Genomic DNA, 14,988 nt, shown 5'->3' on the forward strand with positions numbered 1-14,988 from the left:
TCTACACCCCCACCCCCACCCCCCCCCCCACCGCGGGGGGGGGCGGCCCCCGGGGGGCGTGTGCGCCGCCCCCCGACCACGGCCCGCCCCGGGTCATGGGGCTGTAACTCCCGTCCTTCCCTCGTCGCTCCAGTCGCTTCGCTCCAGTCGCTTCGCTCCCTCCGCTCCTCAGTCCAGGACGGGAGGCCCCATGACCGGAAGTGGTGAGTACCGGGGGCCTCGGGTAGCGTTCTGGCCCTGGATTCCAATGCGCTGGAGACCTGATGCCGCTCGTTGACTTGGACGACCCGGAGGAGTTGCGGGCTCGTTGGACCGCCCTCGCCGCGGTCGCCCATGCCACGGGCTTCGACCGGCGGTGGTATGCCGACGGCGACGGGTACCACCACCAGGACGAAACCGCCTCGGTGCTACGGATGGTGCGCCTCGGCGACGGGCGAGTGGTGCTGTGGGGCTTCCACACCCAGCACAGCCTGACCGCCGGCGCCGACCTGCTGGCCGGCTCACCCGACTGGATCGCGCAGCCTGAGGTGCGGCAGCGGCAGTCGGCGGGCGAGCTGGGATTCGTGTACGGCGCGTTCAACGGGACTTGGGCGCGGGCGTCGTACCCCGGCGATCCGTGGCAGCCGGCCGAGGACGGGTTCGCCACGATCGGCCAGTGGATCACGTCCGACGAGGCCGCCGCCGACGAGATGATCGAGTGGGTCGCCGAGTGGTCCGACTATCTCGGTGGCCTCGACGAACTCCGCCCATACGGCGTCGACCTGATCCGCTCGGGGGTGTCGCCCGAGGCGCTCGGCGCGTTCTTCGCGCACTTCGCGATCGACCCGCGGTCCCCGGTCCAGCCCGACCTCCCGGCCGGTGCCGCCGCGGCCGAGGACTTCACCCGAAACTTTGCAGTACCGGCAAGTTTCGCCGAAGACCCTGACACGGCCGAGGTGTCGGTCGTTGAAGACCACGTGATCGGAGACCAGCGGCCTGCGGAGGACGAAGAATCCTTCGTAGTACCCCCAGGCATCAGCCCCTTCACCGGCCAACCCATCGACGACCCGCCACCCGGCGCCCAGCCGTCGACCGACCTGTCTCCGGCCCCGACGCCCTCCGCCGACGACGAGTACGGCGTCACCTCCAAACGACAAGGCTGGCTCCGCCGCCGCAAACAAGACCCCACCGAAGACCCCAACCGAGGGGCCGATCCCGAGCAAGACCACGGCTTCTTCGGCCTGCAACCCGAGTCTCGCGCCGAGTCCGGTGCGCGCTCTGAGCAGGACCACGGCTTCCTCGGCCTGCAGCCCGAGTCTCGCGCCGAGTCCGGCGCGCGGTCTGAGCAGGATCACGGGTTCTTCGGTCTGCAACCCGACCCGCAATCCGAGCCCGGCCCGGGCTCCCAGGCCTACGCGGACCCGCACGGCCAACCCAGCCCTCAGGGCTACTACGGTCCGCACGCGCAGCACGACCCACGCGCCCAGGCCGGCCCGCACGCCCAGCAGGACCAGGCGTACGCGGACCCGCATGCCGGGCCTCAGGCTCGGAACGGAACGTACCCACCCCACCGCCCGCAGGACCCCGCCGCACCCGGCGCATACCTCCCGGACGGCATCTCCGCCCCCGGTCTCCCCACCGCGCACCCGCCGTACAACCCGGTCCTCCCGTCCTCCGAACCCCCACGCGTAGGCGGCGGCCGCTACGAAGGCGAGGACTTCTACAACAGCCTCTTCGCCGACGCCCCCGCCTCGGCGACCCCCACCGCCGACCAGGACTGGGAAACCGCCGAACAGTCGTCCTGGTCCGACCAGGAATCCACCAGCCAGTACGACCCCTTCGCCGAAGACACCACCAACCACCCACCCGCCGCCACACCCCAGCCCTCCGCCCGGTCACCACACAACGACTGGACCGGCCCAGCCTGGATCAACGGCGAATGGGTAGAAGACCCGGCGGCCCTCAACCAGCCCACGGTTCCGACAACCTCCCCCTTCGCCCCAACCGGAGACCCGAGCCTCGCGCCGAACCCCGGGAACGCAAGCGGCCCGGACACACCGTCCGCGGATCCCACTGGAGACGTGCCACCTGGCATCTCCCCGTTCGCCCCGACGGCACCCCACGACGCGCTCCCCGCCGACTCGCACCTCGCGCCGAACGCGCGCGGAGACTCGACGACCGCGGACTCCCGACACGATCCGACGGCTCGCGGGGACGCCGGGCCTGCCGACTCGCCATTCGCACCGACCCGGCACGGGGACGCAGCGCCCGGGGATCTGCCGTTCGCGGAGACCGCCTTCGGAGACTCAAACGATGCTCCGCTCGCGTCGGCGCGATCAGCCGAGGACGCTGGCGCGAGCGACTCGCCGTTCGCGCCAGGCCGAGACGCGGGCGCCGGAGGCTCGCAGTACAACGCGGCCTCGGGCGGTTCGCAGTACGACGCGGCTGCGGGAGGCGCACCGTACGACGCGAACGCGGGTGACTCGCAGTACGACGCAGGCTCGGGTGACTCGCAGTACGACGTGGGTGCGGATCTTGAGGACGATGACGCGCCTACGGCTGAGATCGAGGCGGTTCTCGACGCTGACCCGGTCGACCATGAGGAGGAGCCGGCTTCCTTCACTGGTCCGTCGCCGTTCGCCCCGGTAGCCCAGGCCGAGCCCAGCGCCCCCGAGCATGTGCAGGGGCAGCAGGACTCGGATCCGGTGGCCGCGGACTTGGATGCGGACGACCAGACCGCGGAGATTCCCGCGGTGGTCGACGCGCCGGGGAAGACGCAGGCGCTCGACGTACCGGAGTACGTCGAGGCATCCGAGCGCCAGCCGGAGGAAGCCGCAGATAGAGCCGAGCGGCCGACGTACCGGCGCGACGACGTCCTGGGCGGCCGTACGTCGAGCGGCGACGCGTTGGATGCAGACGACCACGAAACCTTCGGAGCGTCCGCTGCGGCACTCGATGCCTCAGGCCCCGAAGCTAAAGCTCAAGTAGAGCCTCACCCGCAACCCCAGCCCTGGCCGCAACCGCAACCTCAGCCAGGTCCGTGGCCGCAACCAGAACCCCACCCGGCCCCATGGCCTGAACCGTCCCCGCCGACCCCGGAACCGAGCCCCGAGCCGTTCCCAGGTCGCCCCGAGCCGACCCCAGGCCCCGGCCCGATCCCGACGCCAGGTCCGAGCCCGATCCCGGGTCCGGAGCCGACTCCGCGGCCGGTGCCCGCTCCGGAGCCGGAGCCACTGCCGGAACCCGAGCCGGAGCCGTACCCCCAGCCCGATCCAGAGCCCATGCCGGAACCGGAGCCCGGCCCGGCTCCCGAACCGGAACCCGAGCCCTGGCCCGAGCCATACCCCGACCCGGAGCGCATCCCGAGGCCGGACCCCGAACCCACCCCAGACGAGCGCCCCAGCCACCAGCCCGCGCCGTCCCACGACTCCGAACCTGCGCCGAGCTACGACGCTGAACCCGCCGCATCCGACGATGGCCGGGCTGACCTGGAATACGACGCCGAGTCAAAGCCCTGGTACGACGCTGAGCCGACGCCCACGTACGACGCCGAGGCGACGTCGAGGTACCGCGACGAACCGACACCTGGGTACGAGGCTGACTCGGCGCCCGGACCCGGCGACGAGCCGGGAGCCGGATACGGCGAGTCGCGGCCTGCTGCGCGGGCGGACTCGGAGCGGTCGGATGGCGATTGGGTCATGGGCTCTGGCCGTTCCGACGCGTCGGCCGAGTTCGCGTCGGAGGAAGCATCCGACGGAGCTGCCAACGGGGCTGGTGCGTTCGGGGGTGATCCGGACGATGAGGTTCCCACCGGGTTCGTGCCTGTGGTGGAGGACGACGAGCCGACCGGTGTGATGCAAGCCGTCGGGTTCGCCGATGAGTTCGGTGAGTCGGACGAGCCGGACGAGCCGGCGTGGGACGCTGCCGACCGTGGCGAGGACCGCGAGCGGAACCCGTACGGCGGAGATCGCGAGAGCGACCCGTACCGCACGGAGGACGCGGACCGCGAGAGCGAGGCGTATGGCCTCGGAGCGGATCGAAGCGTCGGCTCTGGTGATGCGCATGGGCTGAATGGCGCCGGGCGTGCGAACGGTCTTGAGGGGGATGTTGCGGCCGCCGTAGCTGGCATGGGGGTTCCGGGGCTTGGACTGATCGGGGATGCGGGGCCTCGGGTCGCGCCTGCGGCTGGGTCGCTCGAGGAAGCGATGCGCGCCGAGGTGGAGCGGCCTCGGCCGCGGCCGGAGAAGTCGGAGGCGTTTCGGGCGTTGCACGACTGGTGCCGGGCGCGGACGAAGATCGTGCCGTCGGGGTTCACGATCCAGGTGCAGGTGCTGGATCCGAACGCGCCGTCGTACCGGTTCGATCTGGAGCCGCCGGAGGTCGAGGACCCGGAGTTCGCGGCCGACAAGCTGACGGGACTGCTGGGTGACCTCTGGCTGACCGAGGCGCAGAACGAGCAGGGCGGCTGGCTGTTCGCGCGGCTCGACGCGGCCGGGCGGACGCTGCGCATCGACCGCTGGTACGACCAGGTGCCGGACTGGTGGGACAACCCCGTCGAGGAGCGCCTCGACGTCGACGGGCTGGTACGCCGCTTGTACAACCGCGGTCCGCAATGGCAACCGTCGTACCTGGAGAGGCTGTACACCAGCGCGAGATAGCGTTGGCGCCATGCTTCTCAGGATCTTCACCGAACCTCAGCAAGGCGCCTCGTACGACGACCTCCTGGCGGTGGCCCGGAAGACGGAGGAGAACGGCTTCGACGCGTTCTTCCGGTCGGACCACTACCTGGTGATGGGCGACAACGACGGCCTCCCGGGCCCGACCGACTCCTGGATCACGCTGGCCGGGCTGGCCCGCGAGACCCAGCGCATCAAGCTCGGCACGCTGGTCAGCTCCGCCACGTTCCGGAACCCGGGCGTGCTCGCGATCTCGGTCGCCCAGGTGGACCAGATGAGCGGCGGCCGCGCCGAGCTCGGTCTGGGCGCCGGGTGGTACGAGCAGGAGCACAAGGCGTACGGCCTGACGTTCCCCGACACCAAGGGTCGCTTCGACATCTTCAGCGAGCAGCTCGAGCTGATCACCGGACTGTGGGACACGCCGGTGGGGGAGACGTACGACTTCCAGGGCGAGCATTACCAGATCTCCGACTCGCCGGCGTTGCCGAAGCCGGTCCAGCAGCCGCACCCGCCGATCATCATCGGTGGCGCGGGCAAGAAGCGGACGCCGGCGCTCGCCGCGCAGTACGCCGCCGAGTTCAACGCCGGCTTCCGTGGCGTCGAGGAGACCGAGACGCTGTTCAAGCGGGTCCGCGCGGCCTGCGACGCGATCGGACGCGACCCGAAGACGCTGGCGCTCTCGACCGCGCACACCGTCGTGGTCGGCAAGGACGACGCCGAGGTGAAGCAGCGCGCCGAGGCGATCGGCCGCGACGTCGAGGACCTGAAGGCGAATAGCATCGCCGGTACGCCGGCCGAGGTCGTGGACCGCCTCGGCCAGTTCGCCGCGGTGGGTTCCGACCGCCAGTACGTCCAGATCATGGACCTGAAGGATCTCGCCCACCTCGACCTGATCGCCGCCGAGGTTCTTCCACAGGTTTCCTGATCGCCGGAAAAGTTGGCTCGATGTCGTGTATCTTGATGTCGAGAGAGTTTGCGGCGCGAGGTTAGGGCAACCTGACCTCGCGGCCGGGCGGTGCGCTCGGCAGGATGGGCCTGAGCGAACACAGGACGGACAGAGGAGCGGGTTGATGGCGAGCGTCGACAGCTTCGGTGCCAAGGGGGCACTCGAGGTCAACGGGCAGTCGTACGAGATCTTCAGGTTGGCGGGCATCGAGGGTGCGGACACGCTGCCGTACTCCCTGAAGGTCCTGCTGGAGAACCTGCTGCGCACCGAGGACGGCGCGAACATCACCGCCGAGCACATCACCAAGCTCGGCAACTGGGACCAGAACGCGGCGCCCGACACCGAGATCCAGTTCACCCCGGCTCGGGTGATCATGCAGGACTTCACCGGTGTCCCGTGCGTGGTCGACCTGGCCACGATGCGCGAGGCGGTCGGCGAGCTCGGTGGTGACCCGACCAAGATCAACCCGCTGGCGCCGGCCGAGCTGGTCATCGACCACTCCGTCATCATCGACGTGTTCGGTACGCCGGACGCGTTCGAGCGCAACGTCGAGTTCGAGTACGGGCGGAACAAGGAGCGGTACCAGTTCCTGCGCTGGGGCCAGACGGCGTTCGACGAGTTCAAGGTCGTCCCGCCGGGCACCGGCATCGTGCATCAGGTGAACATCGAGCACCTGGCCCGCACCGTGATGGTCCGCAACGGCCAGGCGTACCCGGACACCTGCGTCGGCACCGACAGCCACACCACGATGGTGAACGGCCTCGGCGTGCTCGGCTGGGGCGTCGGCGGTATCGAGGCGGAGGCCGCGATGCTCGGCCAGCCGGTCAGCATGCTGATCCCGCGGGTCGTCGGCTTCAAGCTCACCGGCGCGGTGCCGACCGGCGTGACCGCGACCGACGTCGTACTGACGATCACCCAGATGCTGCGCAAGCACGGCGTGGTCGGCAAGTTCGTCGAGTTCTACGGTGACGGTGTCGCGGCGGTGCCGCTGGCCAACCGCGCCACCATCGGCAACATGAGCCCGGAGTTCGGCTCCACCGCCGCGATGTTCCCGATCGACGACGTCACCCTGGACTACCTGCGGCTGACCGGCCGCGCGGACCAGGACGTCGCGCTGGTCGAGGCGTACGCGAAGGAGCAGGGCCTCTGGCACAACCCGGCCGTCGAGCCGCGGTTCTCGGAGTACCTCGAGCTGGACCTGTCGACGGTCGTGCCGTCGATCGCCGGCCCGAAGCGCCCGCAGGACCGGATCGAGCTGAGCAAGGCCAAGGAGTCGTTCCGCGGCGTGCTGCCGGACTACGCGGCCGAGGAGAAGGACGTCGACCCGTCGGAGACCGGGAGCTTCCCGGCCAGCGACGCGCCGAACGGCCACGGCCACCCGGACGACAACCCGCACGAGGTGGCAGCCGCGAAGGACCGCCCGTCGAAGAAGACCACGGTCTCGCTCGAGGGCCAGGAGATCGAGCTCGACCACGGCCACGTCGTGATCGCGTCGATCACCTCCTGCACCAACACCTCGAACCCGTCGGTCATGCTGGCCGCCGCGCTGCTCGCGAAGAACGCGGTCGACAAGGGCCTGGCCTCGAAGCCGTGGGTCAAGACGTCGCTGGCGCCGGGGTCGAAGGTCGTCACCGACTACTACGAGAAGGCCGGCGTCACGCCGTACCTGGAGAAGCTCGGCTTCCACCTGGTCGGCTACGGCTGCACGACCTGCATCGGCAACTCGGGCCCGCTGCCCGAGCCGATCTCGGCCGGCGTGCAGGAAGCGGACCTCGCGGTCGTGAGTGTGCTGTCCGGCAACCGGAACTTCGAGGGCCGGATCAACCCGGACGTGAAGATGAACTACCTCGCCAGCCCGCCGCTGGTGATCGCGTACGCGCTGGCCGGCACGATGGACTTCGACTTCGAGACCGATGCCCTGGGCAAGGACACCGACGGCAACGACGTGTTCCTGAAGGACATCTGGCCGACCGCCGACGAGGTCGAGGCGACGATCGCGACGTCGATCAACAAGGAGATGTTCGCGAAGGACTACGCGGACGTGTTCGCCGGTGACGAGCGCTGGCAGTCGCTGCCGACGCCCGAGGGCAAGACGTTCGCCTGGGACGCCGAGTCGACGTACGTGCGGAAGCCTCCGTACTTCGAGGGCATGGCGAAGGACCCGTCGCCGGTCACCGACATCGCCGGGGCCCGGGTGCTCGCCAAGCTGGGCGACTCGGTCACCACCGACCACATCTCGCCGGCCGGGTCGATCAAGGCCGACAGCCCGGCCGGCAAGTACCTCGCCGAGCACGGTGTGGACCGCAAGGACTTCAACTCGTACGGTTCCCGCCGCGGCAACCACGAGGTGATGATCCGGGGCACGTTCGCCAACATCCGGCTGCGCAACCAGATCGCGCCGGGCACCGAAGGCGGCTTCACCCGCGACTTCACCCAGGACGACGCCCCGGTCACCACGATCTACGACGCCGCCCAGGCGTACGCCGAGCAGAACACTCCGCTGGTGATCCTGGCCGGCAAGGAATACGGCTCGGGCTCGTCGCGCGACTGGGCCGCCAAGGGTACGGCGCTGCTCGGGGCGAAGGCCGTGATCACGGAGTCCTTCGAGCGCATCCACCGGTCGAACCTGATCGGCATGGGCGTGCTCCCGCTGCAGTACCCCGACGGCGAGACCGCGGAGTCGCTCGGCCTGACCGGCGAGGAGACCTTCGACATCACCGGCGTGACCGAGCTCAACAACGGCTCGATCCCGCGCACGGTGCACGTCAAGGCCACGTCGCCGGATGGTGCGGTCAAGGAGTTCGACGCGGTCGTCCGCATCGACACCCCCGGTGAGGCGGACTACTACCGCAACGGCGGCATCCTGCAGTACGTCCTGCGGTCGCTGATCGCGGGCTGACGAATGCAGCGCCGGACCGGCGGGGACGACGGCTTCGTCCGGTTCTGGCACGACGACGAGGGCTGGGGCGTCATTGACTGCCCCAGCACTCCCGGCGGTTGCTGGACGCACTTCTCGGTGATCGAGGCCGAGGGCTTCCGGTCCTTGGCGAAGGGCGCCGTGGTGCGGGTGCGCTGGGAAGCGCCCGGCCAGGACGGGTACGACTACCGTGCCGAGTGGGCCAAGGCCTACCTGTCCACCTGATGCTCCGGCCGCTCGGCCCCACTCCGCTGCGTCGCGGCGGTGCCCGGAGCCGACGGCGTACCCGTGGGCGGTGTCTGCGGAGCGAGCACTTCGGCCGGGCTCAGCTCCCGGATGGTGACCGGCTTCGACAGGTCGGCGCCGCTCCGCTCGACGTTCTCGGGTTCGATCGCGGCGAGGTCCTGTCCGGCCTTGATCACGACCCCGGCCGCGTCTTGACCGATCGCGTAGCCGTACTGCTCGGCAGCCTCGATGGTGCTGATCGTGAGCTTCCTGAACGAGGACGTCCGGGCCCACTCGCGGCCCGCGGCGCGCTGCACCTCGGTGGCATCGACATCGATTCCCTTGGCCGCGAGCTCGGTCACCACGCCGCGGTGCCGGGACTCCGCCACCAGACTTGTCGCGAACGCCCAGCGGTTCCCTTTCGCGCTTCGCAGCAAGGTGTCGAACACTCGGTCGCGGGGGATGCCGGTCGCGTCGGTGATCCCGTCGACCAGGCCGCGGGCCGCGGCCGTGGACACTGTCGAGAGATTGTTCAGGCGGAACGCGGACGTGTTCAACGGCCCGGCCGACAACCCGTGACCGCCAAGCGCAACTTCCGGCGCGTCGGGTTCGTACGCGTCGCCCAACCCGTTCTGGGTCATCACGTGCTCCGCGATCTCGTACGTCCGCTGCTCGGTGAGAGCCCGATCCAGGTCGCGCACGCCGGCCGGCAACGCGCTGTCGAGCGGCTTGTTGGCCTCGCCCCGTGCGCTCGTCGGGCTGGCCACTCGCAGCGCCTCGTAGATCACGCTGTACGACGCGTCGCGGGTCGCCTTCGGGTTCCACCACCGGTCGTGCCCGCCGGCACCCGCTCGGCGCAGCGGCGCGATCACGTTCCGCGGATGCAGGTGGATCGTGCCGTCGCGATCCGTGCGGCTGTAGGTCCGGCTGGTCGTCGGCAATACGCCGACCCGGCCGTTCCACCAGTGTGAATCGGTGACCCCGACAGACTCGTGGGCTGACCTGATGAGTCCGGCAACGATCCGGTACTCGTCCGATGACGGGTCGAGCTGTCGTCCGTCGGCCATCCGCACTGCCTTTCGTCGCTGGTGAACCCGATGAGCGTAGTGAGGACCTGGGTCAGCGTGTGATCGGAAGTTGTCGGTGGCAGGCGATTTACTGGGTCCGTGTCCGTGGAACGGGAGAAACCCAAGGACGTGATCCTCGCGGCGTGCTCGGAGTACGGCGAGGACGCGGTGATCGACTGGTGTGTCGCCTTCCTCACCGGCGAGATCTCGGGCGAGGCGGCGTACGAGGTCGAGTTGCCGAAGCTCGTCGCGATCACCGGCTCGGACAACCCGGGTGGGTGGAAGGCGCCGGTCGACCCGGTGAACTACTACTGGATCCGGGTGTGGGCCGGCCGCGTGTTCCTGTACGTCTGGCGGGACGACGTGGTCGACGCGCTGCAGATCGCCGCGAACGATCCGGCCTGGCGGGTCCGCGAGCACGTCGCGCGGATCACCGCGCAACGCGAGCTCGGCCAGCTCGTCGACGCGTTGCTGCCGATGCTCGACCACGAGCTGCCGCGGGTTCGGGTCGCGGCGGTCCGGGCGATCGGGGCGGCGGGCGAGTTCGAGCACGCGGCCGCGATCCGGCCGTTGGCCGACGACCCTGACCAGACGGTCCGCGCCGCGGTCGAGCGTGCGCTGGAGAAGTTGGAGGAACGCCTTGACCGGCCAGTCCACTGAGATCACCACCCGCACGGCGACCGTGAGCGACGGTGCCGCGGTCGGCGAGATCCACGCTGCCTCGTGGGCCGCGGCGTATGCGCCGCGCTTCCCGGCCGAGTTCGCCGAGGCGGGGATCGCGGATCGCCTGACCCGCTGGCACGCGCGGATCGCGGACGGCGACGGGCTGATCCTGCTCGGCATCGTCGACCACAAACCACTCGCGATGTCGTGGTCCAGGCCGTCGGAGACACGTCCCGGTCTTGCGGAGATCTACAGCTTCTACACCCACCCCGACGGCTGGGGGAGCGGCGTCTCGGCCGCCCTGATGGAGGCGACTCTGCGGCAGCTGCGGGTCGACGGTTACGACCGCGTGCACCTCTGGACGCTCCGCGACACCCCGCAGTCCCGCCGCTTCTACGTGAAGACAGGCTTCGCCGAGACCGGCGCCACCCAGAGCCGCGACTTCGGCGACGGCACCCCGCTGCCCCAGGTCGAGTACGAGCGCGGCACCGGTTAGCCGGCCAGCGCCGCGCGGAGCTTGCCGGCGTACTCCTCGGCTTCGGCCGTGTCGGCGTACTTCGTGCGTGGCCAGAAGAAACCGCGCAGCCCGTCACCCTTCGTCCGGGGTACGACGTGGACGTGCAGGTGCGGCACCGACTGGGACACGACGTTGTTGACGGCAACGAACGAGCCCTGCGCGTCGAACGCGGTCCGTACCGCGGCGGCGACCGAACGGGCCGCGCCGAACAGCGGGACGGTGAGCTCGTCGGGCAGTTCGACGAGCGTCGGCACGTGGGCGCGCGGCACGATCAGCGTGTGCCCCTTGAACACCGGCCGGACGTCGAGGAACCCGACGACCTCCGGGGTGTCGAGCACGATCTGCGCCGGTGTGGTGCCGGCGATGATGGAACAGAACAGACAGTCGGCCACCAGGTCAACCTAGCCCAGCTTCTCGTCGAGGAAGCACCAGCGCCACGTCTCGCCGGGCTCGAAGCTCCGCATCACCGGGTGCTTCGTCGCGTCGAAGTGCTTGCTCGCGTGCTTCATCACCGAGGAGTCGCAGCACCCGACGTGACCACACCCCAGGCACAACCGCAGGTGCACCCACGTTCCGCCCTCGGCCAGGCACTCCTCGCAGCCTTCCGGCGTGTTCGGCGTGACGACGAGCGGCGAGTGTTCGAGGTGCTCGCAGGCCCCGCCGGGCGTCGTCTTCGGCCGCAGGTCCTCCGAGCGCCCGCCGACGTCGTCGTCCTCGTCGCGGTCCAGGATCGACTCCTCGATGTCGAGGACGTTCTGCGCCCGCTGCAGTACTTCGTCCGCGACCAGGCCGGCGTCGCGGACCTTGAGGATGTGTGAGCGTTCCGCCTCGAGCATCGCGATCCGCAACCGCCGGTACGCCTCACTCGGGGTCTCGTACTCGCTCTCCGGACGCCCGAGCCGCTCCCAGGCCGCTTGCGCCCGCGCCTCGCCACGCTGCCGCAGTACGTCGAGAACGGCCGGCGGATCGGACGGTGTCGCGAGCTCCTCGAGCTTCTCGATCGCGGCCCGATGAGCACCCTGCAGTACGGCGGCCTCCTGCAGTGCGTCCTCCGCGGGATCGGGGCCAGGCAGGCGCAACCGTCGTACCAGCCAGGGCAGGGTCGAGCCTTGGACGAGCAGCGTGCCAGCGGTGACGGCCAAGGCGATGAACACGAGTACTTCGCGATGCGGGGTGGCCTCGGGAAGCGTGAAGACGGCGGCCAGCGTGACCACGCCGCGCATCCCGGCCCACGACACCACGATGAGTGCGCGGAACGGCACCGGTCCCGGCCGCGACGGCCCGAGGAACCGGCGGGACAACAGCGTCGTCGGCACGATCCAGATCGGCCGCAGCAGCACGACCGCGACGAACACCGCGATCGTCGTCGTCGCGATCAGCCAGCCCGGCAACGGGCTCGCGGTGAGGTCGTCCAGGATCCACCGGGTCTGCAGACCGATGAGCAGGAAGACCGTGTTCTCCAGGAGGAACTGGAACGTCCTCCAGTTGGTGCGCTCCGACATCCGGGACTTGGCCGACTGGATGATCGGCGCCTTGTGCCCGAGCAGCAGTCCGGTGACGACGACCGCGAGTACGCCGGATGCGTGCACGTAGTGGTTCTCGGCCGCGATGTAGGCGATGAACGGCGCGGTCAGGCTCAGCGTGGTGTCCAGCACCGGGTCGGTGAAGCGCCGGCGGATCTTCGCCAGCACGAACGTCACGATGATGCCGACCAGGACGCCGCCACCGGCCGCGCGCAGGAAGTCCAGCCCGACGTGCAGCACCGTCGGCGCCACCACGGCCGCGGCGATCGCGGTCCGCAGGCAGACCAGCGCGGTCGCGTCGTTCATCAGGCTCTCGCCCTCGAGGATCGTGACCACCCGGCGGGGCATCCCGACGCGCTTGGCGATCGCGGTCGCCGCGACCGCGTCGGGCGGCGCCACCACGGCGCCGATCGCGAACGCGGCCCAGAAGGGCAGCGGCTCCTGACCGATCGACTCCGCGACCACGCCGAGCAGCCACCAGGCGACCACACCGACGCCGAGCGCGGTGAACACCACCAGGCCGACGGACAGCAGCCCGATCGATCGGCGGTGCTTGGTGAAGTCGAGCAGGCTGGTCTTGATCGCGGCCGAGTACAGCAGCGGCGGCAGGAAGCCGACCAGCACCACCTCGGGCGAGAGCTCGACCCGTGGGATGAACGGCAGGTACGACAGGGCGATCCCGATGACCACCAACAGCAGGGGAGCCGAGATCCCTATCCGCCGCGCCAGCGCGGCGCCCGCCGCAACGACGGCGATGAGGGCCACGACCTCGATCGCGATATGCACGCGGATAGTGTCCCAGCGCGGACGCCGCTCCGCCCACTGGCCCGCTCCCTGGTTCGCTCACTGGTCCTCGCACGGCTTCTCGTACAGCACGGCCTGACGATCCGCTCTGGGTCTGGTCAGCGGTACGCCGGTCCTCTAGCGTGTGCGGAGCGGAAGCCGTCGATCACCGGGAGTGACTGATGCGTCGTCGAGTACCGAGCCTTCTCGGAGTGATCGCGCTGCTGCTGTCGCCGGTCGTCCCGGCCGCCGCCGCGACGACGGTGACCAACGGCTGCGTGGACTCGGTGCCGGAACCTGGTACGACGACGCCCGTACGGATCTGCTACTCGCTCTTCCAACCCGCCGGCGCCTCCGCCCAGCACACCGTGCCGCTGATCTTCCACAGCCACGGGTGGGGCGGAAGCCGGACCAAGGACCCGGCCGCGTTCAAGGACTGGCTCGACGCCGGGTTCGGCGTGCTCAGCTTCGATCAGCGCAGTTTCGGTGAAAGCACCGGCGTCGCGCACGTGATGAACCCCGACTTCGAGGGTCGTGACGTGGTCAAGCTCGTCGACCTGGTCGCCGGACTGGACTGGGTCACGAAGCAGGCGCCGGGCGACCCGTTGATCGGCGCCATCGGTGGTTCGTACGGCGGCGGGTACCAGTTCGCCGGGGCCTTCACCGAGCTTCGGGACAGCGGCCGGACCCGGTTCGACGCGCTCGCTCCCGAGGTCACCTGGTGGGACCTCAAGCAGAGCCTCGCGCCGCAGGAGGCCGCGCGGACGATGTGGCTGTCGATCCTGTTCGCGGGCGGCGGGACGCACCTGCCGCCCGCGGTGTCGGCGGCGTTCGTCGCGCTGATCTCGACCGGCGCGTGGCCCGCGGGGAAGGCCGGCCGGGATCTCGACGCGTTCTTCGCGCACAACGGACCGGCCTGGCACGTCAAGGAGGGCCGCAAGCTCGACATCCCGGTGCTGTTCGGGCAGGGGATCTCGGACAACCTGTTCAACCTCAACCAGGGGCTGGCGAACTTCGACCGGGCGCTCACGTCCCGAGCCCGGGCCCGCTCGCTCTTCGTCGGGTACAACGGCGGTCACACGCTGCCCGCCGTCGTACCGCCGGGGTATGCGACGGCCGGCGACCCGTGCTCGATCGCGCTCGGGTCGCCGAACTTCTCCAGCCTGTCGATCCGGTTCATGCAGCTGCAGTTGCTGCACAGGTCGACCGGGCTGAGCGGGTTCGGCGCGTACCACCTGTCCACCGCCGGCGGCCGGTGCCTCACCCAGCAGAGCCTGACGCCGAACAAGCGCTACCCACTCGGCAAGATCGTCGCCCCGACCGGCGTCGGCCTGCCGGTGAACCTGCCGATCGCCAAAGGCCCGCTCACCATCGCCGGTACGCCGAAGCTCACCGCGACCGTCTACACGGTGATCCCGCAGTCCGCGGCGTACTTCGCGCTCAGCGTCGGCAAGAGCCCGCTGACCGCTAGGGTCGTGCAGAACAACACCATGCCGCTGCGCGAGAAGCACACCGCCCGGGGTGTGCAGCGCACGATCGAGCTGCCGGCGATCGCGGTCGACGTCCCGGCGGGGCAGAACCTGTACCTCACGGTCGCCCCGGTCGCGGACATGTACGCCGGCCAGCGCGGCCCGTTACCCGGCGTCATGATGCTCAAGAACGGGACCTTGAGCGTGCATCTCGGGAGGTAGC

10 protein-coding genes are annotated in these 14,988 nt (G+C 70.0%); 7 read left to right on the forward strand and 3 right to left on the reverse strand.

The features are described 5' to 3' along the window. Window positions 1-263: 263 nt before the first annotated feature. From ACWGID_RS34335 to ACWGID_RS34350, 4 genes are all read left to right on the forward strand, one after another. Window positions 264-4,637, forward strand: coding sequence for a hypothetical protein (locus ACWGID_RS34335; protein WP_452203500.1), 4,374 nt, complete (start codon window positions 264-266; stop codon window positions 4,635-4,637). Between the two features lie 10 nt (window positions 4,638-4,647). Continuing rightward, window positions 4,648-5,580: an LLM class F420-dependent oxidoreductase gene (locus tag ACWGID_RS34340; RefSeq protein ID WP_452203501.1), complete on the forward strand. Its 933-nt coding sequence runs from the start codon at window positions 4,648-4,650 to the stop codon at window positions 5,578-5,580. 145 nt (window positions 5,581-5,725) lie between these two features. Further along, window positions 5,726-8,500: an aconitate hydratase AcnA gene (acnA, locus tag ACWGID_RS34345; protein WP_452203502.1), complete on the forward strand. Its 2,775-nt coding sequence runs from the start codon at window positions 5,726-5,728 to the stop codon at window positions 8,498-8,500. A gap of 3 nt (window positions 8,501-8,503) precedes the next feature. Next, on the forward strand, window positions 8,504-8,743 hold the full coding sequence (locus tag ACWGID_RS34350; protein ID WP_452203503.1) for a cold-shock protein: 240 nt from the start codon (window positions 8,504-8,506) through the stop codon (window positions 8,741-8,743). Here the strand turns inward: ACWGID_RS34350 and ACWGID_RS34355 are convergent. Then, window positions 8,728-9,810 (reverse strand): hypothetical protein, encoded by a 1,083-nt coding sequence (locus ACWGID_RS34355; RefSeq protein WP_452203504.1) that lies wholly within the window; start codon window positions 9,808-9,810, stop codon window positions 8,728-8,730. The two genes, ACWGID_RS34350 and ACWGID_RS34355, sit on opposite strands and share 16 nt — an antisense overlap. 99 nt (window positions 9,811-9,909) lie before the next feature. Here ACWGID_RS34355 and ACWGID_RS34360 point away from each other — a divergent pair, with 99 nt between their 5' ends. Both ACWGID_RS34360 and ACWGID_RS34365 read left to right on the forward strand, forming a co-directional pair. Then, complete coding sequence (locus tag ACWGID_RS34360) at window positions 9,910-10,470, forward strand: HEAT repeat domain-containing protein (protein WP_452203505.1); 561 nt, start codon at window positions 9,910-9,912, stop codon at window positions 10,468-10,470. Further along, window positions 10,451-10,969: an N-acetyltransferase family protein gene (locus ACWGID_RS34365; protein WP_452203506.1), complete on the forward strand. Its 519-nt coding sequence runs from the start codon at window positions 10,451-10,453 to the stop codon at window positions 10,967-10,969. The genes ACWGID_RS34360 and ACWGID_RS34365 overlap by 20 nt, the downstream gene beginning before the upstream one ends. Here the strand turns inward: ACWGID_RS34365 and ACWGID_RS34370 are convergent. Continuing rightward, a complete protein-coding gene (locus ACWGID_RS34370) occupies window positions 10,966-11,382 on the reverse strand; it encodes an HIT family protein (RefSeq protein ID WP_452203507.1) in 417 nt (138 codons plus the stop codon). The genes ACWGID_RS34365 and ACWGID_RS34370 overlap by 4 nt on opposite strands. 9 nt (window positions 11,383-11,391) lie before the next feature. Continuing rightward, a complete protein-coding gene (locus ACWGID_RS34375) occupies window positions 11,392-13,299 on the reverse strand; it encodes a Na+/H+ antiporter (protein WP_452203508.1) in 1,908 nt (635 codons plus the stop codon). Window positions 13,300-13,478: 179 nt separating this feature from the next. Between ACWGID_RS34375 and ACWGID_RS34380 the strand changes: the two genes are divergently transcribed. Further along, window positions 13,479-14,987 (forward strand): CocE/NonD family hydrolase, encoded by a 1,509-nt coding sequence (locus ACWGID_RS34380; protein ID WP_452203509.1) that lies wholly within the window; start codon window positions 13,479-13,481, stop codon window positions 14,985-14,987. The last annotated feature ends 1 nt before the right edge of the window (window position 14,988 follow it).

The sequence above is a fragment of the Kribbella sp. NPDC054772 genome (genome assembly GCF_053611945.1).

Excerpts from the sequence above, each read along its gene's own strand:
- ACWGID_RS34355 (WP_452203504.1), bottom strand. The coding sequence starts at position 9,810 with ATGGCCGACGGACGACAGCTCGACCCGTCATCGGACGAGTACCGGATC.
- acnA (WP_452203502.1), top strand. The coding sequence starts at position 5,726 with ATGGCGAGCGTCGACAGCTTCGGTGCCAAGGGGGCACTCGAGGTCAAC.
- ACWGID_RS34350 (WP_452203503.1), top strand. The coding sequence starts at position 8,504 with ATGCAGCGCCGGACCGGCGGGGACGACGGCTTCGTCCGGTTCTGGCAC.
- ACWGID_RS34340 (WP_452203501.1), top strand. The coding sequence starts at position 4,648 with ATGCTTCTCAGGATCTTCACCGAACCTCAGCAAGGCGCCTCGTACGAC.
- ACWGID_RS34380 (WP_452203509.1), top strand. The coding sequence starts at position 13,479 with ATGCGTCGTCGAGTACCGAGCCTTCTCGGAGTGATCGCGCTGCTGCTG.
- ACWGID_RS34335 (WP_452203500.1), top strand. The coding sequence starts at position 264 with ATGCCGCTCGTTGACTTGGACGACCCGGAGGAGTTGCGGGCTCGTTGG.